We start from the raw sequence: 18,413 nt of genomic DNA, 5'->3' as shown, positions 1-18,413 counted from the left end.
CGCGTCGATGATGCCCGTCTGGACCCCTTCCTGCAGGAGCACGTTCATGCCCTCACTTCCGCTGGCGGTCGTATAAGCGTTGATACCCGTCGTGGTGGCTGTCGGAGGCCGAACCGCCGCGTACCGGCGACGCTTTGGGGCTGCCGACAGAAGCCGCCGACGTGAGACGCATCGGATTCGTCGTCAACCCCGTCGCCGGGATGGGTGGTCGTGTCGGGCTGAAGGGGACCGACGGGATGGTCGAGGAGGCCCGCGCGCGCGGCGCTGAGCCACGAGCACCCGGCCGTGCCCGTGACGCGCTCGACGCACTCGCCAACGCGGCGACCGAACCGGTCGAACTCCTGACGTGGGGTGGCGAGATGGGGGCGGTCGAAGCCGAGGCCGCCGGTCTGGACCTCGAAGTGCTCGGCCACCCCGACGACGAGGCGACGAGCGCCGCCGACACTCGGAGGGCGGTTCGTGCGCTGCTCAACGCCGGTGTCGACCTGCTGCTGTTCGCTGGCGGCGACGGGACGGCCGTCGACGTGGCCGAGGTCGTCGCGGCGTCGGGCACCGACACACCGATACTCGGTATCCCGGCGGGAGTGAAAATCTACTCGTCGGTGTTCGGCGTGACGCCCCGGTCGGCGGGTCGCATCGCCGCCACCTTCGACCGCACCGAGGAGCGCGAGGTCAACGACATCGACGAGGCGGCCTACCGCGAGGGCGAGGTCCGGACCGAACTGAAGGCCATCGTCTCGGTTCCCGTCGCCAGCGAGGTCCAGTCCTCGAAGCAGTTGGGCGGTGGGAGCGTCGAGGCGCTGGCGGCGGGCGTCGCCGCGGACGTCGAACCGGGTGTCACCTACGTGCTGGGTCCCGGCAGTACGGTGGGGACCATCAAGCGAGAACTCGGGTTCGAGGGGTCACCGCTCGGCGTGGACGTGTGGCGGGCGAACGCACCGGGCGACGACGGCGAGGAGGCCGGTGGCGAACTGCTCGTCCGTGACGGCTCCGAGCAGGCGGTTCTGGACGCACTCGGCGAGGCGAACGTCGTCGTCGTCTCCCCCATCGGTGGGCAGGGGTTCGTCTTCGGCCGGGGCAACCAGCAGCTGTCGCCGGCCGTGATTCGCCGGTGTTCGGTGGTCGTCGTCGCCTCGCCGTCGAAACTCGACACCGTCGGCGAGCTGCGCGTCGACACGGGCGACCCGGACCTGGACGACGAGCTTCGTGGCTGGCAGAAGGTCCGCGTCGGTCGCTTCGAGCATCGACTACTGAAGACGGTCTGAGCGGTGAGCGGCGAGCGAGACGACGGCCGGTCGCCGGCCGTATGGTAACTGTTGTCCCTGGTATTCGGTTCTGATTCCCGAGCGTCTTGGAACATCCTTAAGGGGTATCGATGCAGTAGGAGGACCATGGAAACGCGGAAGGTCCAGCGCCTGGGTCCGTCGACGCTGGCGATGACGCTCCCGGCGGAGTGGGCGAAAGCCTACGACGTCGAGAAGGGCGACGAGGTGTCGATTCGTATCGGTGAGAAGGGGATGTTGACGGTGATGCCCGAGTCCGTCCAGCAGGAGGAGTCGGAGGCGACCATCCACGCCGACAGCCTCGACTCGGACGCCGTCGAGCGTGCTATCGTCGCCCAGTACGTCCTCGGGCGGCGGGTCATCCACGTCGAAGCGCCGGAGGGTGAGACGCTCGACAGTGCGACCATCAACGCCGTCTACAACGCCGAGACGCAGTTGATGGGCCTCGGCGTCATCGAGGAACGGCCCGAACGCATCGCCATCCGGTGTAGCGTCGACCCGGAGGACTTCACCCTCGACAACCTGCTCGAACGACTCGAATCGACCGGGTCGACGATGCGCAACGAGGCCATCAAGGCGCTCGCTCACGGCAACCCGGACCTGGCCCAGCGGGCGCTCAACCGCGAGCGCCAGGCCAACAAGATATTCGTGTTGCTGTTGCGCCTCATCTTCACCGCCTACCAGAACCCCAACCTCACGAGCGCGCTGGGCCTCGACGACGGGTTCGCGCTCATCGGCTACCGCTCCATCGCCAAGAACCTCGAACTCACCGCCGACAACGCCGAGGACATCGCCGACATCGCGCTCTCGGCGGAGGGTCACACCCTCGACGTCGACGAGTCGACGATGCGCAAGATTCGGGAGTTCACCGACAGCGTCAACGAGATAACGGAGAAGGGCGTCCGTGCGGCCGTCGAGCGCGACTACGACCTCGCCATCGAGGTCCGACGGCTGTTCGCGGAGATCAACGACCGCGAGCGCGAGATGCTCGACGACCTCCCGGAGATGTCGAACGCGGACCTCCTCGAAGTGCGTGAGGTGCTCGTCAGTCTCGCCCAGACCGCCCAGTACGCCGTCAGGAACGCCGAGATAGCGACGAACCTCGCGCTCAACGACGAGAGCGAACACGTCACCATCGACTGAGTCGGTCCGTCCTCGTCACGCCGGTGCGATGCCGCCCTCGTTTCTCGTGAGCAGGTAGAGCACGAACGACGACAGCCAGTGCGACCCGGCGTAGTCGTCGGTGAACGCGTGGTCGATACCGGCGGCGGCGTGGTCCTGCGCCGCTCGCTCGAACGGACCGGCGTAGCGGTGGTCCCCCAGCGTGTCGGCGAGGCCCGCCATGGCCCACGCCTTCGAGAGGTTCAGACCGACCAGGTGGAGCGCGACACCACCGCTGTCGTCGTCGAGACCGACCGGCGACAGCAGGTCGCTGTACGGCGCGTCCGTCACCTCGGGGAAGAACCGCTCGACCCACGTCGTGAACGCCTCGCGGTCGAGGATGCGCCGGAGCAGGTCCGCCTCGGTCAGTGCCGGCGAGAGGAAGTCCCATCCCAGCGGCTCGTACTCGACGGGGTAGTCGGTGTCGTCCTCGAACAGTCGGAGCGACGTGTCCACGACCGCCGATTCGAGCGACCCGTTCCCGACGCTCCGTGCGTAGTCGAGGACGCAGTGCAGGGCGAAGGCCGTGTTCCCGTGGGTACCGACCCGGAACGCCCGGTTCTGCGGCAGGAACTCGCCCTCGACCAGGTCGACGACGCGCGCTTCGAGCGGTTCCAGCGTCCCGGACCACCGGTCGGCGCGCTCGTCGTCCCACCGCCGGAGTTCCGCCGCGAGGTGGAGGAGCCACGCCCAGCCGTAGGGCTTCTCGAAGGACTCGTGCTCGTCGAAGTACGCGACCTCTCGGGCGACGGTCGCGTCGGTGAGTCGGTCGTCGATGCTCCGCACGATGGCCGTCTCGTCGGGGTGGTCCTCGAACAGTCGGAGCTGTCGGACCAGCGCCCAGTGGCTGTGGACGGCCGAGTGCCAGTCGTAACAGCCGAAAAACACCGGGTGCTGTTCGCTCGGGACCGGCACCGAGTCCGGCGACTCGACCGCGTGGACGTCGTGGGGGTATTCGGTGTCGATGGCGTCCAGCGGGGCGTGAGCGAGCGCCTCGGCCACCGCCGGGCCGGCCCACCCGCTTCGGCCCGAGCAGACTGCCGCCGTATCCGCTGCGTCGAGGGGATGCATCCGACCGCTGGTTCTCACAGGGCCGGTTTCAATCGCCCGGTCGTGTGCGTCGGTGTGTCACGGCCTGCCCAGTGGCTACCCGCTCTCGCCTTTCTTCGCACACAGCGGGTTCTCCGAGACCAACACGCAGTCGAACGCGGGCGCTTCGGCGAAGAAGCGAACCAGCAGGTGGCGTCTCGACCCGGAGACACGAGTGACGTCGTCTGCGACGAAGCGGTCGGGCAACGCCTCGAACGTCGCCCGCAGGTCTTCGGACGAGTCGAACACGACTTCGTTGCCCGCCGAGTCGGCGCGGCGGCGAGCGACGACGACCGAACCGTCGCCGCGGCGCTCGTAGCGGGTGTGGACGAACGCGTGGCGCTCGGTCAGCGCGTCGGCGATACCGTCGGCCAGTTCGCGGGCGGCGACGGGCGAGAGGGAGTAGGTGTCGCCGTCGATGGTGACTTCGACGACACCGTCGGTACGGTCAGTGGAGAACGCGACCAGGAGTGGGGTGACTCCGCGACATACCCGTCTCTACGCGACGGACGGGATAAACGTAGTGTGAGCCCCGACCGCACGCCCCACGGCGCTGCTCGCGGGCGGTCCCCGTCTCACTCGCCGCTCCGTGACTCTCTGTTCGCCCACTCGACTCGCCTCGACCCTCGTCAGGGGAGGCCGCCGTCGTCGGTCTCCGTCCCGCCGCCGGTCAGTCCTCCCGTCCCGTTCTCGGTCCGGGTCGCCGTGGGTGCCGGCGTCGTCGCCGTCTCGGTGTCGGCAGCGCCGAGCAGTCCACCGTCGTCGGTCGTCGTCCCGGCCGCCGTCTCGGTCGGTCGCGTGCTCGTCGTCGTCCCGTCACCGCCGAGCAGTCCGCCGTCGTCGCTCGTCGTCGGCGGCTGCGTTCGTGTCGACGTCGGGCCGGCCGTCGTCGCCGGCGTCGTCTCACCCGCGCTCGCCGACCCGTTCGTGCTGGCGTTCTTCGTCCCGAAGATGTCCGTCTCGATGGTCTTCGTGTAGGTCAGTGCGTCCAGCGGGACGCGAACCGTCTCGCCGTTGGGCAGGCGGATGGTCGCGTGGAAGTCGATGCGCATCTCGGTCACCTGGTCGTTCCGGAGGTGGGTCACCCACCACTCGTCGAGGCGACTGTTGTCGATGGCCATCGTCGTGCCGACGGTCTTCTCGGCCCCGGCGGGGATGACGTACCCCTCGTCGGTCGTCCCGTTGCCGACGGGGACGTCGTTCATCGTCACGTTGTAGCCGATCTCGGTGACGACGTACGGCACCGACTTCGGGTTGTAGACGGTCATCGACGCGTCGATGGGCGTCCGGGCTTCGGTGACCTCACCCCACTGGGCGTCGGTCTCCCGGACGACGAGCACCGGGTCCGAGACGAGCGGTTGGTTCGCGTTCACCGGCCGGTCCTCCGTCGACCGGAACTGCCCGATGATGTCCGTCTCGATGGTGCGTCGCTGCGGGAGGTCGAACGACCGGCCGAGCGTCGAGGAGTGGACGCTCGCGTCGATGGTCACCTCGGTGCGCTCGTCGTTCTCGATGTGGCTGACCCACCACGCAGGGATGCGTTCGTTGTCCATCTGCGTGGTGAACCCCAACTCGGAGTCGCCTCGTGGGAGGTTCACCCCGTCGCGGCCGCCCTGGGCCATCTCGACGTCGTTCATGTAGACGGTGTAGTCGACCGACGCGCCGCCCAACCGGACCCCGACCGGGTTGGGGTTCGACAGCGCGAGGTCCGTCCGGATGGTCGTCTCGTTCCGGTCGACGTCACCGAAGCGGTTCTCGACGTCCGTCACCGCCGGCCGCCCGACGAGGCCGAGCGTGTACGCCCCGACGACGCTCGCGGCGACGAGGAGGAACACGACCGCGACGACTCGAAGCTTCCCGCCGAACAGCAGTCCCCTGAGTTTCATATCGTACGCCGAAGGACTCTCGGCAAAAAGACGTTCACTCAACGATGCTAGCCCTGGGTGTGGTTCACACGCGCCGCCACACGCCGGAGGGTTCAGCCGTGAAGGCTCAGTCGTGGTGCGTCTCGACGGACGGACGGTCGGTCGTTCCGTCGAGCACCTCGGTGTAGACCGACTCCAGGCGGTCGACGGCGTGTTCGACGCTCGTCTCGTCACGACGGACGAGACACGCCTCGTGGAGTCGTTCGCGGTCGGCGAGCGCCCGTTCGATACCGTCGGCGAACCCGTCGAGGTCCCCCGGCTGGTAGTGGACGCCCGTCTCCCCGTCCCGAACCGTGTCGGCGAGGCCGCCCGCGTCGACGCCGACGACGGGCGTCCCGCAGGCGTTGGCTTCGAGAGCGACCAGTCCCTCCGTCTCGACGGGACTGGGGTGTCCGAACACGTCGAGCGCGGTGTAGAACGCCGGCATCTCCGCTCGCTCCAGGAACCCGAGGAAGCGCACGTCGAGCGGTGACTCCTCGGCACGGGCTTCGAGCGACGCTCTGGCCGGACCGTCGCCGGCGAAGACGACCGTCACCTCGCGGTCGAGTCGCTCGCAGGCCGTCACGACGTCTTGCAGGCGCTTCTCGTAGCCGTGGCGGCCGATGTAGCCGACGACGGTCCCGTCGAGGTCGAGACCGTGGCGCTCGCGAAACGCCTCGCCGTCACCCGGAGAGAACCGCTCGACGTCGATACCGTTCGGAACGACGGTGATGGGGACGTCGACGCCGCGTTCACGGAGACGACGTTTCGCGCTCGGCGACGGCGTGACGACGCGGTCCGCTCGTCTGAGGACGCGGGTCTCGTAGCCGTCGGCCACCGAGGAGATGACCGACGCGAGCGCGGAGTTCGAGAGGTAGTTGGCGTACTCGGAGGTCGGCGTGTGGAACGAGGCGACGAACGGGAGGTCCCGTCGCTTGGCGAGTGCGAGTCCCGCCAGTCCGATTCCGAACGGGGTGTGTGAGTGGACGAGGTCCACATCGCGGACCGCCTTCGGAATCCAGGGTGTGCCGACGCGGAAGCCGTCGTAGAACGGGAACGGGAGGCTGAACACGGGGTACTCGTCGACCGCGGGGTCGTGCGCACTGCGGGGGTAGACCACGGGCATCCGGCCGCCACGCCCGACCCACCGGTCGCGCCACGCCTGGATGGTGTAGGTGACGCCGTTCACCGTCGGGAGATACGTGTCGGTGAAGACGGCCACGTCGGGTCGCATTTTCAACCGATGGACGGTCGAACGCCTAAGTCGTTGTTATCTGAACTGCAGGCTCTGAATCGAGCTCAGGGTGATAATACAGCAGACACATAACGCGGAGCGTTGATTCGCCTAATCAGATGATGTCGGACATTTTCTAACAAAATTCTAAATCTCTCGTCATCCTACGTTTGCGTATGATGACGGTTTGTCCAGATACTCGCGATTTCAATGCAGATAAACATGTGATACGGCACGTTTTACAACGAAACTCAAATATTGAATCTCCCACTTGATGAACTTCCGTCGGTAAGATTTCCTGGTTTTATTAACGGTGTCTCTTCACCTGGGCGAGTAGTTTTATCAATCCTCGCTACGACAATTAAGTTAATGAAGAAATATCTCCCGATTGTCTTCATGCTTGGTGCCGTGGGGACCGCACTACGTGCTTACGCTGGTTGGTCTGGTGGTGCCGAATCAGGTGTGCTTTACTCAGATATTTCGTTGGTGTTGCTACTGACGCTCGCCTCTCTATACTATTTTTTCGACTCTAGCTACGAATCGATACCTGTAGCTCTGGAATATGGGATGATTGGCGTGGCTCTAGTTTGCATCGGTGTGATCGTATGGTTTTCAACTATTAATGGAGTAGTTTGAATAATTTAGCTTGCCAATTTTGTCATCGACGGATGCAAAGATTTAAACCATGCACTACGGATATTTGACTGATGGATGTCAATAGAAGAAAACTCCTTAAATCGATTGGTACAGCAGGGGCTGCTACGGCCACAGGCACAAGCCTGATACGAACCTCCAGTGCTGAACGAAACGTAGATGTCCGCGAATTCCCTGAAGTTAAAAAAACACCAAGGCGATAAAAAAAAGACGAAATAGTCTCCAAAATAAAGTCGGACCCTGAGGCTGAGATGATTCTGAACGTGATGGAAGAACAGGGTTGGATTCCTCTATTCGAACAGAGCAGATATCGAACCGTTGATGAGCGAGAGTACGCTGTAATCACTTTCGACAACAAGCGTTCTCTCGTCAATCAAGAAGCGTACCTCCTCTGGCTCGGAAACCCCTCTGATGAAGTTGATTTCCATGCGGTCGGATATCGATTTGAGGAAGTGAGTGGTGGACCGTCATTGCAACTTTCCAGCTCTTCTGACGGTAGTGTCACTACCACTCGCGTGGTGAGTGGTGATGTCACTCAAGAAACCTCCACACTGGTACGCGAACCGGGTGTTGGTACAGATGCTGCAACAGGAGGTGGGCCTGGGGGCTGTTGCTCCGTTCCTATCTCCGACTGCCCGTTTCTCGACCAAAACTGGAATTGTTTCGTCGACATCATCGGTTGGGCTCTCCAAATCCCCGCGTTTTTGGTCGGTTGTGCTGCCTGTGCGGCAACACTGGGTACTGCGACCTTCGGCTGTCTGGCTTGTGTTGGATCACTGCTCCGGCAAGGAGGACCGCTTAATCTTCCTTGTGATGATGGGTTTTATAACAATTGTGAGGTGACCGGACGCATGTGCGTACCTGAGGACTACGAATACCGTTACAAGGTGTGCGCCGTCGGGTAAGGCTATTCGACACTCGATCAAAATACGTGGTTTCTATTATACGTCGCATCGTTCCCATCCCCTCTCTCCCCACAGTACAGTCGATTAGACGCGCCCCGACAGCACGTCCTCGTAGGCCTGCTTCAGTCCCTCACCGACGCGGTCCAGCGAGTGCTCGCGAGCGGTCTCCTTCGCGTTCTCGCCCAGTCGCTCGCGCAGGTCGGGGTTCTCGGCCAGTCGGTCCAGCGCCTCGCGGAACTCCTCGCGCGACGAGCAGATGAGACAGTCCTCGCCGTCGGTGTAGAACTCCCGGAAGACGGGGATATCGGAGAGGACGACGGCCTTCCCACAGGCCATCGCTTCGAGGACGACGATACCCTGGTTCTCGACTTTCGCCGGGAAACAGAACACGTCCCCGGCGGCGAACGCACCGCGCTTGTCGTCTATCCACCCGGTGAACGTGACGTTCTCGGGCGGGTCGCTCGTCCACTTCCTGACCGTCTCGCTGGCCTGGGGTCCGTCATCGACGGTGCCGAACCACGCGAAGTCGTACTCCGTCTCCCGTGCGAGTTCGCAGAACGTCGTCAGCCCCTTGCGCTCGAAGACGTTGCCGACGGCGAACGGGACCATCCCCTCCAGGTCGTAGCGCTCGCGGTACTCCTCGCGGAACGCCTCGTACCCCGCCAGCGACTCCATATCCACGCCGTTCGTGATGGGGCGGATGGGGGCGTCGACGGGGTAGGATTCGAGGACGCCTTTCGTGTACTCGCTCGGACAGACCACCAGGTCGGCCTGCGAGTAGAACCACCGCAAGTAGCGTTCGAGGTAGGGGCCGACCTGCTCCGAGCCACGGAACGACTCGGCGAAGTCCTCGCGGGTGATGTGGGCGTGGGCGACGAGCGGCATCCCGTGGTGTCTCGCGTGCTGGGCGACGGCGACCGACCCCGGCCCGATGGCGTTGGTGTGGGCCACGTCGAAGTCGACGACCGGGCCGTCACCGACGAGGGTGTGGACGGCCGCCGTCGACAGCGAGCCACCGCGCCACGGCGAGGTGAGGAGTTCGACGTCGGTGTCGGCGAGCGCCTTGCGCTGGGCGGCGACGGAGGTGGCCCACCCCGAGCGACGGAGCGGCCCTTCCAGTTCCAGGTAGTTCAGAACCCGCATTCGTCTTCGAGTGTCCCGTTCGGGTGTTAGGACTGCCGGAATCGAGTGTGTGGACTCGGCTCCTGCGTCGCTCGGTGTCCTGTGGGTCCGACGGCATCGAGAGTCATCGAACGCTACACCTGCGCCCTCTCGGTCCGCCAGGGCCACAACCGCGCCGCCCCGACTCCGTCGACCGCGTCCGAACGTTCGGTGACGGCGGCCACCCCAAGCACCGCGGGGCGATAGCTTGAGGAGCACAGGGTGTGCCTCCCGAGTCGAGCAGCCGAGGGCTTTCGAGGTCGCTGCTTCACAGCCACTCGCTCCCCGCGGGACTCCCCCATCACGAACGACAACCGCTATACGCGACTGCCAGCAACCACTCTCTCGTAACACAGCATGGCCACCATCGCGGAGGAGCGCATCGACCGGTTACACGCCCTCGCCCGGAGAGCGGCGGCCGAGGACGAGTACGAACGCTCGCGCGAGTACGTCCGCCTCGCCCGACGCATCGCCGAGCGCAACCGCTGTGGGCTGCCTCGTCCGTTCAAGCGTTTCACCTGCGACCGCTGTGACGTCTACCTCCGACCGGGGCGGAACGCTCGCGTCCGCACGCAGGAGGGCCACGTCGTGGTGACCTGCGACTGCGGTGCGCACCAGCGCTACCCGTACCGCGACGGCGGCTGAGAACGACGGCCCCTCCGTCGCGTTCACGCCGACGGGAGTCTCGCACGGACCGACGCCTCGAAGTGGAAACGTTGAACCGCACCGCTTCGTAAGCCGGGACAACAATGGCTGACGATCTGAAGACGCTCGCGCACGACGCGGAGGTCACCGTCTGGGTCGGTAAGAGCGGTCTCGACGCGGTCGTTCCCGAGTTGAACGACCAGTTGGCGGACCGAACCGTGGTGAAGACGAAGTTCCTCCGCGCCTCGCGTGGCGGGACGACGACCGAAGAACTGGCCGAGGAACTCGCCGAGCGGGTGAACGCGGACGTGGTGGACGTCCGTGGACACACCGCCGTCTACCATCGATGACGCCGCTCTCGCCCCTGCAACAGGGGACGGAGACGGGTGGCGACACCGGTGTCACCACTCCCGAAGTCCCCGACACCTCCCAACCGGTCGCGGAACTGCTGGCCGACGTCGGCGTCCCCGACCAGTTGGCGGGGCCGCTCGGTCAGGCCATCGTCTTCCTCGTCGCGTTCGTCCTGCTGTGGGCTATCGGCCGGGCGTTGCTGACGCCGCTGGTCAGACGGGTGATGGACTCCCGTGGACTCGACGAGCACGCGAAGGCCCCGCTGCTCCGCCTCGTCACGTTCGTGATGCTGTTCGTCGCCGTCTCGGTGGCGTTCGGACTGGCCGGGTTCGGCAACTTCCTGACCTCGCTGGCGACCATCGCGGCCGCCGCGACGCTCGCCATCGGACTGGCGATGCAGGACGTGCTGGCGAACTTCGTCGCGGGCGTGTTCATCTACACGGACAAGCCGTTCCGCATCGGCGACTGGATCGAGTGGGACGGGAACTCGGGCATCGTCGAGGACATCTCGCTGCGCGTCACGCGGGTCCGAACCTTCGACAACGAACTGCTGACGGTTCCCAACAGTCAGTTGACCGACGGCGTCATCAAGAACCCCGTGGCGAAGGACGAACTCCGGCTGAAGTTCACCTTCGGCATCGACTACAGCGACGACATCCAGCAGGCCACGGAGATAATCATGACCGAAGCGGAGGACCACCCCGACATCATGGACGAGCCCGCGCCGTCGGTGCGCCTGACGGAACTCGCCGACTCCTACGTCGGTCTCCAGTCGCGCATCTGGATCGCCAACCCCTCGCGGGCCGACTTCATGCGCATCCGTGGCGACTTCGTGACGAACGTCAAACAGCGCTTCGACGCCGAAGGTATCTCCATCCCGTTCCCACAGATGGACCTCTCCGGCGGCATCCGGCTCGCGGACGGCCAGACCGTCGCTCCCGAGTCGGACGACTGAACTCCCGCCCCCGGCCGACGGCACCGGCTCGCCGGTCCGACGCTCCCGACAGAAGACACTTGTCGGGAGGCCGCGCCCGTCGAACCATGCCCGCTCGCAGGTCCCTCCTGACAGCCATCGCCGGCACGACAGCGACGGTTCTCACCGGCTGTCTCGACACGGACGGCTCGCAACCGAACCAGTCCTCGCAGTCGACGCCGACGGAGCAGGCCACTGGCACGGCGACAGCGACTTCCCTCCCGGCTCTCGAGGACTGTTCGGACCGCTATCGGCCGACGGTACGAGCGCCCGACACGGGCGTCGACCCGCTTCCGTACCCCGACCTCCCCACGGACCTCGAGGAGGGGAGTGCGAAGACGTTCGCGACGGCGTTCGAGCGAGCGTGGTGGCACAACGAGGTCCGCCACGACCGGCCGGAGGTCGGCCGGATCACCGTCGACGTGTCCACGGTCAGCGTCACCACTCACGAGTCGGGGACGGGGTTCGTCGTCGAGACGAGTGGGACGGTCGGGTTCACGTACACGGCGACACCGCAGTCGGGTACGCCGACGGCAGAACCGACGGAGGTGGCAGGGACGAGCGGACGGGTCCGGTCCCGGTATCTCGTCACCGAGCGGTTCGCACGCCGCGCCGAGGATACGAACGCCTCGCCAGTCCCTCCCGCGGAGGGAACGCTCGTCGCCTGCGTGGAGTAGCCGCGTCGCTGTGTGGTCCGATTCGTCTCGATATCGCGGCAGACGAGCCGTCGGCTCGGGAGTGTTGAAAGACGGACGAACGGGGTTGCCCGGTCGTTCCGATACGGGGAATCCTGCGCACCGTCTCCACCCCGCGGCCCTTCGAGCGACGGATGTCCGCGGATTCGCTGCTCGCTTCCGCGCCTGGCGAACTGTCCACGACTAACCGGTGTCGAACCATCCCTGCAGATGGGCCGACCCGGACCGCCGCCCCCGAAGGACGAGGCTTCTACGTTGGCTTGCAGGGCCCGCACCGGTCGGTCCGGACGCACCCGTGGTTCGGCTCCCGCTGAAGACCATATCGCGGGAAGGGGCAGGGCCTAACTGCCCGACCTAGTCCATCACCTCGGTAGTCCACTTCGACGTAAAGCCGTTTCGGTCACACGACCTGCGTGGGTGGGGTTCTCGCCCTCCCCGTGCCGTCGTTCGTCGCCCGATCCTGTTCAGAACAGGCCGAGTTCGCTCGCGTACCACCCCGCGCTCAGCGGCGGCACGAACGAGAGGCCGACGACGAGATACGGGTGGTACTGGAGGCTCTGGACGAACGGTGACTCCCCGCTGCCCGACCCCGGCGAGAGGTCGACGTTCAGCAGGATCTCCTGTGGACCGCTCAGGGTCCAGACCAGACAGATGAGCGCGGCGAACGCACCGAAGACGAGTCCGACGGCGGCCGCGATAGCGGGGTCGGTCCGGCGCTGGCGGCCCGCCGCGAGCGCCAGCAGCGTGACCAGAGCGAACAGCCCCGCGAACAGGGGGTTGATGAGGGTCGTTGCGTAGTAGGCCGCCGCGATTCCCGGCGTCTGGATGAGGAGGTACGGGACGACGAGGACGCCGAGGAGTACGAGGCAGGCGACAATTCCGACGGTGGGCGCGAGGCGGGTCCGCTCCATTGGCACAACGCGCGTCCGGACGAGCCTTTAACCCGCCGCTCTCCGGCCCCGTCTCGTCCACACCGGGTGCTCCTCGCGGTGTCCTCGAAGCGAGAACGCAACACACTCGTGGCTCGGGCCGACTCTGTCGAACATGGGATTCGGAGGGACCACCGAGAAGCTTCAGAAGGTCGCCAGCATGGCCGAGGACGTCTACGCGAAGCTCAACGAGCTTCGTGACCAGATTCAGGCGATGCGTGAGACGGTCGAGCGGGTCGACCGCCGGACCGCGGAGAACCGCGCGCTGCTCGAAGCGCTCGCCGCCGAGCAGGACGTCGACGTCGACGCCGTCCTCACGGAGACGGCCATCGAGGAAGCAGAGACCGAAGCGGTCGCGTCCGCCGGCGAGGACGCGACCGAACCGGCCGACGAGACCACACGGTCGGCCGAGGAGTCGACCTCCGACACGACGACGGACTCGACCGCGTCGACGGCGGACGACGACGACTCCTCCGGGACCGGCAACTGACGACGACTGCCGACCCGGCCTCGGGACGGGTCAGTCGAGCAGCCGTCCGTGCTCGACCTTCAGACACCGGTCCTGGACGAACTGTCGGCCCGACTCCTCGACGCGCTCGCCCGCCTCGTCGTCGGTGATGCCGAGCTGACACCAGACGGTGTCGACGTCGTCGCGTTCCAGGACTGCGTCGACGATGCCCGACACCTCCTCGCTCGGCCGGAACACGTCGACCATGTCGACACGTTCGGTCACCTCGTCCAGCGAGTCGTACGCCGTTCGGTCGAACACCTCGTCGGCGTGGGGGTTGACCGGGACGACGTCGTACCCCCGGTCGAGCATGTACTGCGGGATGTCGTGTGCGGCCTTCCCCGCGGTGGTCGAACAGCCGACGACGGCGATGGTCTCGGTCGATTCGAGGATGTCGCGGAGCTGGTCGTTCGATTGGACTGCCATATCCACCGAGTAGCGCCGTTGCGGGCAAAAGCGTCGTGGGCGTGTGCGGCCCGCCGGACCTATCGTGGTGGGTTCGGCCAGGGCCGTGGTGGGTCCGGACCGCCGGACCAGTGGTTTCGAGGACGGGCGGGGCCACTGACCCACGGACGGTCGTGGGCGTGGTCACCTCGCGCCGTCCACGCCGGATGAATAGAGTTAAACCGCTCGTGGCACTCGATACGCCTGAGGGCGCTTAGCTCAGCCTGGACAGAGTGACTGGCTTCGGACCAGTTTGTCGGGGGTTCGAATCCCTCAGCGCCCGTTCGTCCGACCGCGAGTCGAACGACGAGCGGTCGGTGAACGAACCGTCGAGGGGTTCGAAGCAGGGAACGAGCAGAGCGACCGCGGTTCGAACCCCTCAGTCCCCGTGTTCTCCCGCCGCTCACCGAGTGGTCGTCGGTTCCGGTCAGCCGCCGATTCGACGCGGTTCGTTCGGTCCGGTCTTCCGCGAGAGCCAGCTACCGACGGCCCCGCCGACTGCGCCCGCGAGACCGACGATCAGTGCGGCGAGGACGACCACGGCGACGAGGACCAGCGTCTGGACGCCGGCGAACCACTGTGGCTGTGGCCACTGGAAGAACGCCGGAACGGTGTCGAGCGCCCAGAGCAGGGTCGGGAACGAACTGACGACGCCGGTCAGGAAGCCGACGCGCCGGGCCTGTCCGGAGTCGTGTCCGACGAGCAGGCCACCGACGAACCCGGCGAGGAGGACGACGGTGTGGTCGTACGTTCCGAACTGCTCCGTGGCGAGGAGGACGTAGAGACCGGTGAGGAGACCGGCAGGGAGGGCGTAGCGCCACGGATTCACCGTGACGGCGGTGCGGAGTCGTCGAAGCATGAGCGTGTCTGCCGCGTCGTAGTACGTGACTACTGATATAACCCCCTGCCGACAGGTTCGCGCTCGTGGTCGGTCGTCGGCCGACGCCCCGGTCGGTCGACTCACTCGGCCCAGTCGGGGGTCTCGCCACGGACGGTCTCCAGACGCGTGTCGTCCTCGCGCCCGCTCGCGTAGAAGAACACCGGGTCGCCGTCCGTCGCGGGGTCGTAGCGGTGGGCGACGAACGCACGGAGAAAGCGGCCCACGGCGTCGCGTGGCGGTTCGTCGGGTCCTTGGACGAAGCGGACCACCGGGTCGCCCGTCGACTCGTCGTAGGCCGTGATGGCGTCGATGTCGACGTACGCGCCGGTCTCGTCCTCGTCGACTCGGAACCGTCCCTCGTCGTCGAGCGGGGCGGTGAGTAGCTGTTCCCACTCCTCGGCGTCCGGGTTCCAGCCGACGACGTAGAGTCGCTCGCCGTCCTCCCGGTCGACCGTGACCGAGACGTGCGTCAGGCGGTTCTGCTGGGGGAAGCCCGCCACCGAGTCGAGGGCGAGGCGGTCGTCGCGGTCGAGCGCCCGGAACTGGGCGTCGGTGAGACCGCCGTCGGGAAACGAGGAGAACGTCCGGACGGCGTCGCCGTCGACGGGCGTCGAGTCGTCTGTCACGGTCGTCGGTACGGTCGCGTACGGGTTAGTCCTCTCCCTGCTCGACGGGGTCACTCGTCTCGTCGTGGCGTCGAGCTAGTTCGACGTAGTAGTCGCCGGCGGCGGCCCACGGCGAGTCGGGGACCTGTTTGACGACGCTGGCCGGTGTCCCGGCGACGAGCGTCTCCGGCGGGACGTCGGTGTCCTCCGTGACGACGCTGCCGGCGGCGACGAGCGCACGTTCGCCGACGGTCGCCCCGTCGAGGACGATAGCACCCATGCCGACCATCGCGCGCTCCTCGACCGTCGCACCGTGGACGATGGCGTTGTGACCAACCGTGGCGTAGGGGCCGAGGTCCGCCCCCTCGTGACAGACCGCGCCGTCCTGGACGTTCGCGCCCCCGCGGACGTGGATGTGGCCGTCGTCACCCCGGAGGACCGCGCCGGGCCAGACGCTCGCGTCCGCCTCGATGGTCACGTCACCGATGACGGTGGCGGCGGGGTCGATGCGGGCGCTCTCGTGAAGCTGCGGTTCGTGGCCGTCGAACGTGCGAACGGGCATACCCTCCGAGCGGGTGCGACCGGGTTAACCGTATGGTCCCTCCGAGTCCGGCGACGCTCCACCCGGACTGTCGGTTCGCTCGGAGGGTCACCCACGTTCACGGTCGGTGCGGGCCTCCACTCGGGTGATGGTGTCCGACGACGTGACCACGACCGAATCGGCCTGTGACTGCTGTAGCGACGACCCCTGTCCCTGCGAGTGCTGTGACGGGGAGTGACGGAACCGTCGGGTGCCCCCGACGACCGAACGCTTCCTCGAAGCGCCGACCGACGCCCTTTTTTGACGACGGCGCGCCGAGCGAGCCATGAACAACCCGTTTCTCGACGCGACGGTCGTCGGCATGGTCCACCTCTCGGCGCTCCCCGGTGCCCCCGGGTACGACGGCGACCGGGCGGCCGTCCGAGAGCGAGCGCTGGCCGACGCTCGGGCGCTGTCGGCGGGTGGCGTCGACGCGGTGCTGGTCGAGAACTTCGGGGACGCGCCGTTCTATCCCGACGACGTTCCCAAACACGTCGTCGCCGAGATGACCGCGCTCGTCGGGGCGGTGCGCGACGTGACCGACCTCCCGGTCGGCGTCAACGTCCTCCGCAACGACGCGGAGGCCGCACTGTCGGTCGCCGCCGCCACGGGTGCGTCGGCCATCCGGGTGAACGTCCACGCCGGCGCACGCGTCACCGACCAGGGTGTCGTCGAGGCCCGCGCCCACGAGACGATGCGCCTCCGCGAGCGTCTCGACTGCGACGTGGCGGTGCTCGCCGACGTGGCGGTCAAACACAGCACGCCGCTGGGCGAGGAGGACGTCGTCGCGGCGACGCACGACGTGGTCGACCGTGGCCTCGCGGATGCGGTCGTGGTGTCCGGTGCCGGGACCGGCCGAGCGATTCACGCCGACCAACTGTCGACCGTCGCCGAGGCCACCGCGGACGGCGTCCCGACGTTCGTCGGGAGCGGCGTGACGAGGGAGACCGCACCGGGCATCCTCACGGTGGCCGACGGTGCCATCGTCGGGACGGCGCTCAAGTCGGGCGACGACCCCGCCGGGCCGGTCGACGAGGACCGCGTCCGCGCCCTGATGAACGCGGTCGAGAACTGAGCGGAACGCCGGGAGCGGACGTGCTGTCCGTCGTCGACCCGAAGCTACGCCCCGCCCCCGTCAGCTACGAACTGGCACGTGGAGTGGGCACGGACGACTCCCGTCCGTAGTTCGCGGGCCTGCACCCGGATGGGGGAATACACCGTCGCCCTCGGACGACCGCGTGACCATCTCGGTCCGCCCCTCGGGAGTCTCGTGTGACCGTCCGCTCGTCCCGTCGAACCGCCCCGCTTATTAGGCCCATCGGTGCAATATTTGCCTAGATGACCACCCACCGCGAGCCACTATCGTCGGTGCTGGAGACCGTCGGCGAGACACCGCTGGTCGCCGTCCACGCCGCCCCCGACGAGGTACCCGTCTACGCGAAACTGGAGTCGTTCAACCCCGGCGCGAGCATCAAGGACCGCATCGGGGTCTACATGCTCGAATCGATGCTCGACGACGGCACGCTCGAACCGGGTGGCACCGTCGTCGAACCGACCGCCGGCAACACCGGTATCGGGTTCGCGCTGGCGGCGGGCCAACTCGACGTGAACGCGGTGTTCGTCGTCCCCGAGCGGTTCAGCCAGGAGAAACAGCAGTTGATGCGGGCGCTCGGTGCCGAGGTCGTCAACACGCCGACCGAGGAGGGGATGCAGGGGGCGATTCGGCGCGCCGACGAACTCGCCGCGGAGCGTGACGGCGTCGTCCCCCAGCAGTTCTCGAACCCGTTGAACGCCGAGGCGCACTACGCGACGACCGCCCCGGAGATCGACGACGCGTTGGACGGCGAGGTCGGTGCCGTCGTCGCCGGGTGTGGCACCGCGGGGACGCTGATGGGGATGGCACGGTACTTCCGCGAGAACCACCCCGACACCCACGTCGTCGCCGTCCAACCGGAGGGGAGCGTCTACCACCGGTTCTTCGAGAGCGAGTCCGCTAGCTCGGACTCGGACGACGCCGCGCACGGCGAGTACAAGACCGAAGGTATCGGGACGGGGGACATCGCCACGAACGAACTGTTCGACCCCGACCTGGTAGACGAACTCGTCACCGTCCCCGACCGCCGCGCACAGGCGGAACTCAAGCGTCTCGCCCGCGAGGAGGGACAGTTGGTCGCGTCGTCGGCCGGCGCGGCGAGCGTCGCCGCCCGTGCCGTCGCCGAGGAGATTCGGGACGGCGACGTCGCCGCTCCGCGCACGACTCGGTCGTGACCGTCTTCCCCGATCCTCCGAGCGATACCTCTCGAAGGGACTCTACGGGTCGTTCGAGGAGTGGCAGGGCTGAGGCCGGAGCGGGAACCGGTCGCCGTCGCCGTGACTCACTCCTCGGCCGGCGTGTCGGCTTCGAGTTCACGA

The 18,413-nt window shown here is 66.7% G+C and carries 20 protein-coding genes, 1 tRNA gene, 1 other RNA gene and 1 pseudogene; 12 read left to right on the top strand and 11 right to left on the bottom strand.

Features of this window, described 5'->3' with window-relative positions; all coding sequences use genetic code 11:
* The first annotated feature begins 161 nt into the window (after window positions 1-161).
* Window positions 162-1,265, top strand: coding sequence for an ATP-NAD kinase family protein (locus tag GQS65_RS15365; RefSeq protein WP_368280269.1), 1,104 nt, complete (start codon window positions 162-164; stop codon window positions 1,263-1,265).
* 126 nt (window positions 1,266-1,391) lie between these two features.
* The gene (locus tag GQS65_RS15360) at window positions 1,392-2,426 is read left to right on the top strand and encodes a phosphate uptake regulator PhoU (RefSeq protein WP_158205514.1); all 1,035 of its coding nucleotides are present in this window, start codon (window positions 1,392-1,394) and stop codon (window positions 2,424-2,426) included.
* Window positions 2,427-2,441: 15 nt separating this feature from the next.
* Here the strand turns inward: GQS65_RS15360 and GQS65_RS15355 are convergent, their stop codons facing one another.
* The 4 genes from GQS65_RS15355 to GQS65_RS15340 all read right to left on the bottom strand — a co-directional run bounded on the left by GQS65_RS15355 (window position 2,442) and on the right by GQS65_RS15340 (window position 6,671).
* A complete protein-coding gene (locus GQS65_RS15355) occupies window positions 2,442-3,515 on the bottom strand; it encodes a DUF2891 domain-containing protein (protein ID WP_158205513.1) in 1,074 nt (357 codons plus the stop codon).
* A gap of 75 nt (window positions 3,516-3,590) precedes the next feature.
* A complete protein-coding gene (locus GQS65_RS22310; protein ID WP_449271796.1) occupies window positions 3,591-3,953 on the bottom strand; it encodes a DUF7528 family protein in 363 nt (120 codons plus the stop codon).
* A gap of 209 nt (window positions 3,954-4,162) precedes the next feature.
* On the bottom strand, window positions 4,163-5,419 hold the full coding sequence (locus GQS65_RS15345; RefSeq protein WP_158205512.1) for an LEA type 2 family protein: 1,257 nt from the start codon (window positions 5,417-5,419) through the stop codon (window positions 4,163-4,165).
* A 106-nt stretch (window positions 5,420-5,525) separates the two neighbouring features.
* The gene (locus tag GQS65_RS15340) at window positions 5,526-6,671 is read right to left on the bottom strand and encodes a glycosyltransferase (protein WP_158205511.1); all 1,146 of its coding nucleotides are present in this window, start codon (window positions 6,669-6,671) and stop codon (window positions 5,526-5,528) included.
* Window positions 6,672-7,378: 707 nt separating this feature from the next.
* Here GQS65_RS15340 and GQS65_RS22160 point away from each other — a divergent pair.
* Window positions 7,379-7,528, top strand: a complete 150-nt coding sequence (locus GQS65_RS22160; protein ID WP_158205510.1) for a twin-arginine translocation signal domain-containing protein — start codon at window positions 7,379-7,381, stop codon at window positions 7,526-7,528.
* 48 nt (window positions 7,529-7,576) lie between these two features.
* Window positions 7,577-8,230: a hypothetical protein gene (locus GQS65_RS15330; protein ID WP_158205509.1), complete on the top strand. Its 654-nt coding sequence runs from the start codon at window positions 7,577-7,579 to the stop codon at window positions 8,228-8,230.
* Between the two features lie 84 nt (window positions 8,231-8,314).
* Here the strand turns inward: GQS65_RS15330 and GQS65_RS15325 are convergent, their stop codons facing one another.
* Window positions 8,315-9,373 (bottom strand): glycosyltransferase family 4 protein, encoded by a 1,059-nt coding sequence (locus tag GQS65_RS15325; RefSeq protein ID WP_158205508.1) that lies wholly within the window; start codon window positions 9,371-9,373, stop codon window positions 8,315-8,317.
* Between the two features lie 375 nt (window positions 9,374-9,748).
* Between GQS65_RS15325 and GQS65_RS15320 the strand changes: the two genes are divergently transcribed.
* The 4 genes from GQS65_RS15320 to GQS65_RS15305 all read left to right on the top strand — a co-directional run bounded on the left by GQS65_RS15320 (window position 9,749) and on the right by GQS65_RS15305 (window position 12,037).
* Window positions 9,749-10,036, top strand: coding sequence for a ribonuclease P protein component 4 (locus GQS65_RS15320; protein ID WP_158205507.1), 288 nt, complete (start codon window positions 9,749-9,751; stop codon window positions 10,034-10,036).
* A gap of 104 nt (window positions 10,037-10,140) precedes the next feature.
* Complete coding sequence (locus tag GQS65_RS15315) at window positions 10,141-10,386, top strand: YhbY family RNA-binding protein (RefSeq protein WP_158205506.1); 246 nt, start codon at window positions 10,141-10,143, stop codon at window positions 10,384-10,386.
* The gene (locus tag GQS65_RS15310; RefSeq protein ID WP_158205505.1) at window positions 10,383-11,342 is read left to right on the top strand and encodes a mechanosensitive ion channel family protein; all 960 of its coding nucleotides are present in this window, start codon (window positions 10,383-10,385) and stop codon (window positions 11,340-11,342) included. Before GQS65_RS15315 ends, GQS65_RS15310 begins: the two co-directional genes overlap by 4 nt.
* Before the next feature lie 86 nt (window positions 11,343-11,428).
* Entirely contained in the window at window positions 11,429-12,037 is a 609-nt protein-coding gene (locus tag GQS65_RS15305; protein WP_158205504.1) for a hypothetical protein, read from the top strand.
* 69 nt (window positions 12,038-12,106) lie between these two features.
* Here GQS65_RS15305 and ffs read toward each other — a convergent pair.
* Window positions 12,107-12,420, bottom strand: an RNA gene (gene ffs, locus GQS65_RS15300) — signal recognition particle sRNA.
* A gap of 99 nt (window positions 12,421-12,519) precedes the next feature.
* The gene (locus GQS65_RS15295) at window positions 12,520-12,966 is read right to left on the bottom strand and encodes a DUF7548 family protein (protein ID WP_158205503.1); all 447 of its coding nucleotides are present in this window, start codon (window positions 12,964-12,966) and stop codon (window positions 12,520-12,522) included.
* Between the two features lie 133 nt (window positions 12,967-13,099).
* Here GQS65_RS15295 and GQS65_RS15290 point away from each other — a divergent pair, with 133 nt between their 5' ends.
* Complete coding sequence (locus GQS65_RS15290; RefSeq protein ID WP_158205502.1) at window positions 13,100-13,474, top strand: DUF5798 family protein; 375 nt, start codon at window positions 13,100-13,102, stop codon at window positions 13,472-13,474.
* 30 nt (window positions 13,475-13,504) lie between these two features.
* Here the strand turns inward: GQS65_RS15290 and GQS65_RS15285 are convergent, their stop codons facing one another.
* Entirely contained in the window at window positions 13,505-13,918 is a 414-nt protein-coding gene (locus tag GQS65_RS15285; protein ID WP_158205501.1) for a CoA-binding protein, read from the bottom strand.
* A gap of 226 nt (window positions 13,919-14,144) precedes the next feature.
* Between GQS65_RS15285 and GQS65_RS15280 the strand changes: the two genes are divergently transcribed.
* Window positions 14,145-14,219: transfer RNA gene (locus GQS65_RS15280), tRNA-Arg, on the top strand.
* A gap of 144 nt (window positions 14,220-14,363) precedes the next feature.
* Here the strand turns inward: GQS65_RS15280 and GQS65_RS15275 are convergent.
* From GQS65_RS15275 to GQS65_RS15265, 3 genes are all read right to left on the bottom strand, one after another.
* Complete coding sequence (locus tag GQS65_RS15275) at window positions 14,364-14,795, bottom strand: DUF5518 domain-containing protein (protein ID WP_158205500.1); 432 nt, start codon at window positions 14,793-14,795, stop codon at window positions 14,364-14,366.
* 101 nt (window positions 14,796-14,896) lie between these two features.
* Window positions 14,897-15,442: a hypothetical protein gene (locus GQS65_RS15270; protein WP_158205499.1), complete on the bottom strand. Its 546-nt coding sequence runs from the start codon at window positions 15,440-15,442 to the stop codon at window positions 14,897-14,899.
* 25 nt (window positions 15,443-15,467) lie between these two features.
* On the bottom strand, window positions 15,468-15,983 hold the full coding sequence (locus tag GQS65_RS15265) for a gamma carbonic anhydrase family protein (protein ID WP_158205498.1): 516 nt from the start codon (window positions 15,981-15,983) through the stop codon (window positions 15,468-15,470).
* 304 nt (window positions 15,984-16,287) lie between these two features.
* Here GQS65_RS15265 and GQS65_RS15260 point away from each other — a divergent pair, with 304 nt between their 5' ends.
* Together GQS65_RS15260 and GQS65_RS15255 are read left to right on the top strand one after the other, a co-directional pair.
* Window positions 16,288-17,076 carry a BtpA/SgcQ family protein gene (locus GQS65_RS15260; RefSeq protein WP_158205497.1) on the top strand — a complete coding sequence of 263 codons (789 nt, stop codon included), beginning with the start codon at window positions 16,288-16,290 and terminating at the stop codon, window positions 17,074-17,076.
* A 263-nt stretch (window positions 17,077-17,339) separates the two neighbouring features.
* Window positions 17,340-18,342, top strand: a pseudogene (locus GQS65_RS15255) (PLP-dependent cysteine synthase family protein).
* Window positions 18,343-18,413: the final 71 nt, after the last annotated feature.

The organism is Halomarina oriensis (genome assembly GCF_009791395.1).
GTDB classification, from domain to species: domain Archaea; phylum Halobacteriota; class Halobacteria; order Halobacteriales; family Haloarculaceae; genus Halomarina; species Halomarina oriensis.
The sequence above is the reverse complement of the archived record's forward strand: the minus strand, read 5'-3'. Positions and strand labels throughout refer to the sequence as shown.

Bases quoted from the DNA above. Each gene is read 5' to 3' on its own strand.
- GQS65_RS15260 (WP_158205497.1), top strand. From the start codon at position 16,288: ATGAACAACCCGTTTCTCGACGCGACGGTCGTCGGCATGGTCCACCTC.
- GQS65_RS15305 (WP_158205504.1), top strand. From the start codon at position 11,429: ATGCCCGCTCGCAGGTCCCTCCTGACAGCCATCGCCGGCACGACAGCG.
- GQS65_RS15310 (WP_158205505.1), top strand. From the start codon at position 10,383: ATGACGCCGCTCTCGCCCCTGCAACAGGGGACGGAGACGGGTGGCGAC.
- GQS65_RS15340 (WP_158205511.1), bottom strand. From the start codon at position 6,671: ATGCGACCCGACGTGGCCGTCTTCACCGACACGTATCTCCCGACGGTG.
- GQS65_RS15330 (WP_158205509.1), top strand. From the start codon at position 7,577: ATGATTCTGAACGTGATGGAAGAACAGGGTTGGATTCCTCTATTCGAA.
- GQS65_RS15360 (WP_158205514.1), top strand. From the start codon at position 1,392: ATGGAAACGCGGAAGGTCCAGCGCCTGGGTCCGTCGACGCTGGCGATG.
- GQS65_RS22160 (WP_158205510.1), top strand. From the start codon at position 7,379: ATGGATGTCAATAGAAGAAAACTCCTTAAATCGATTGGTACAGCAGGG.
- GQS65_RS15290 (WP_158205502.1), top strand. From the start codon at position 13,100: ATGGGATTCGGAGGGACCACCGAGAAGCTTCAGAAGGTCGCCAGCATG.
- GQS65_RS15325 (WP_158205508.1), bottom strand. From the start codon at position 9,373: ATGCGGGTTCTGAACTACCTGGAACTGGAAGGGCCGCTCCGTCGCTCG.
- GQS65_RS15295 (WP_158205503.1), bottom strand. From the start codon at position 12,966: ATGGAGCGGACCCGCCTCGCGCCCACCGTCGGAATTGTCGCCTGCCTC.
- GQS65_RS15345 (WP_158205512.1), bottom strand. From the start codon at position 5,419: ATGAAACTCAGGGGACTGCTGTTCGGCGGGAAGCTTCGAGTCGTCGCG.
- GQS65_RS15315 (WP_158205506.1), top strand. From the start codon at position 10,141: ATGGCTGACGATCTGAAGACGCTCGCGCACGACGCGGAGGTCACCGTC.
- GQS65_RS15275 (WP_158205500.1), bottom strand. From the start codon at position 14,795: ATGCTTCGACGACTCCGCACCGCCGTCACGGTGAATCCGTGGCGCTAC.
- GQS65_RS15320 (WP_158205507.1), top strand. From the start codon at position 9,749: ATGGCCACCATCGCGGAGGAGCGCATCGACCGGTTACACGCCCTCGCC.
- GQS65_RS15285 (WP_158205501.1), bottom strand. From the start codon at position 13,918: ATGGCAGTCCAATCGAACGACCAGCTCCGCGACATCCTCGAATCGACC.
- GQS65_RS15355 (WP_158205513.1), bottom strand. From the start codon at position 3,515: ATGCATCCCCTCGACGCAGCGGATACGGCGGCAGTCTGCTCGGGCCGA.
- GQS65_RS15265 (WP_158205498.1), bottom strand. From the start codon at position 15,983: ATGCCCGTTCGCACGTTCGACGGCCACGAACCGCAGCTTCACGAGAGC.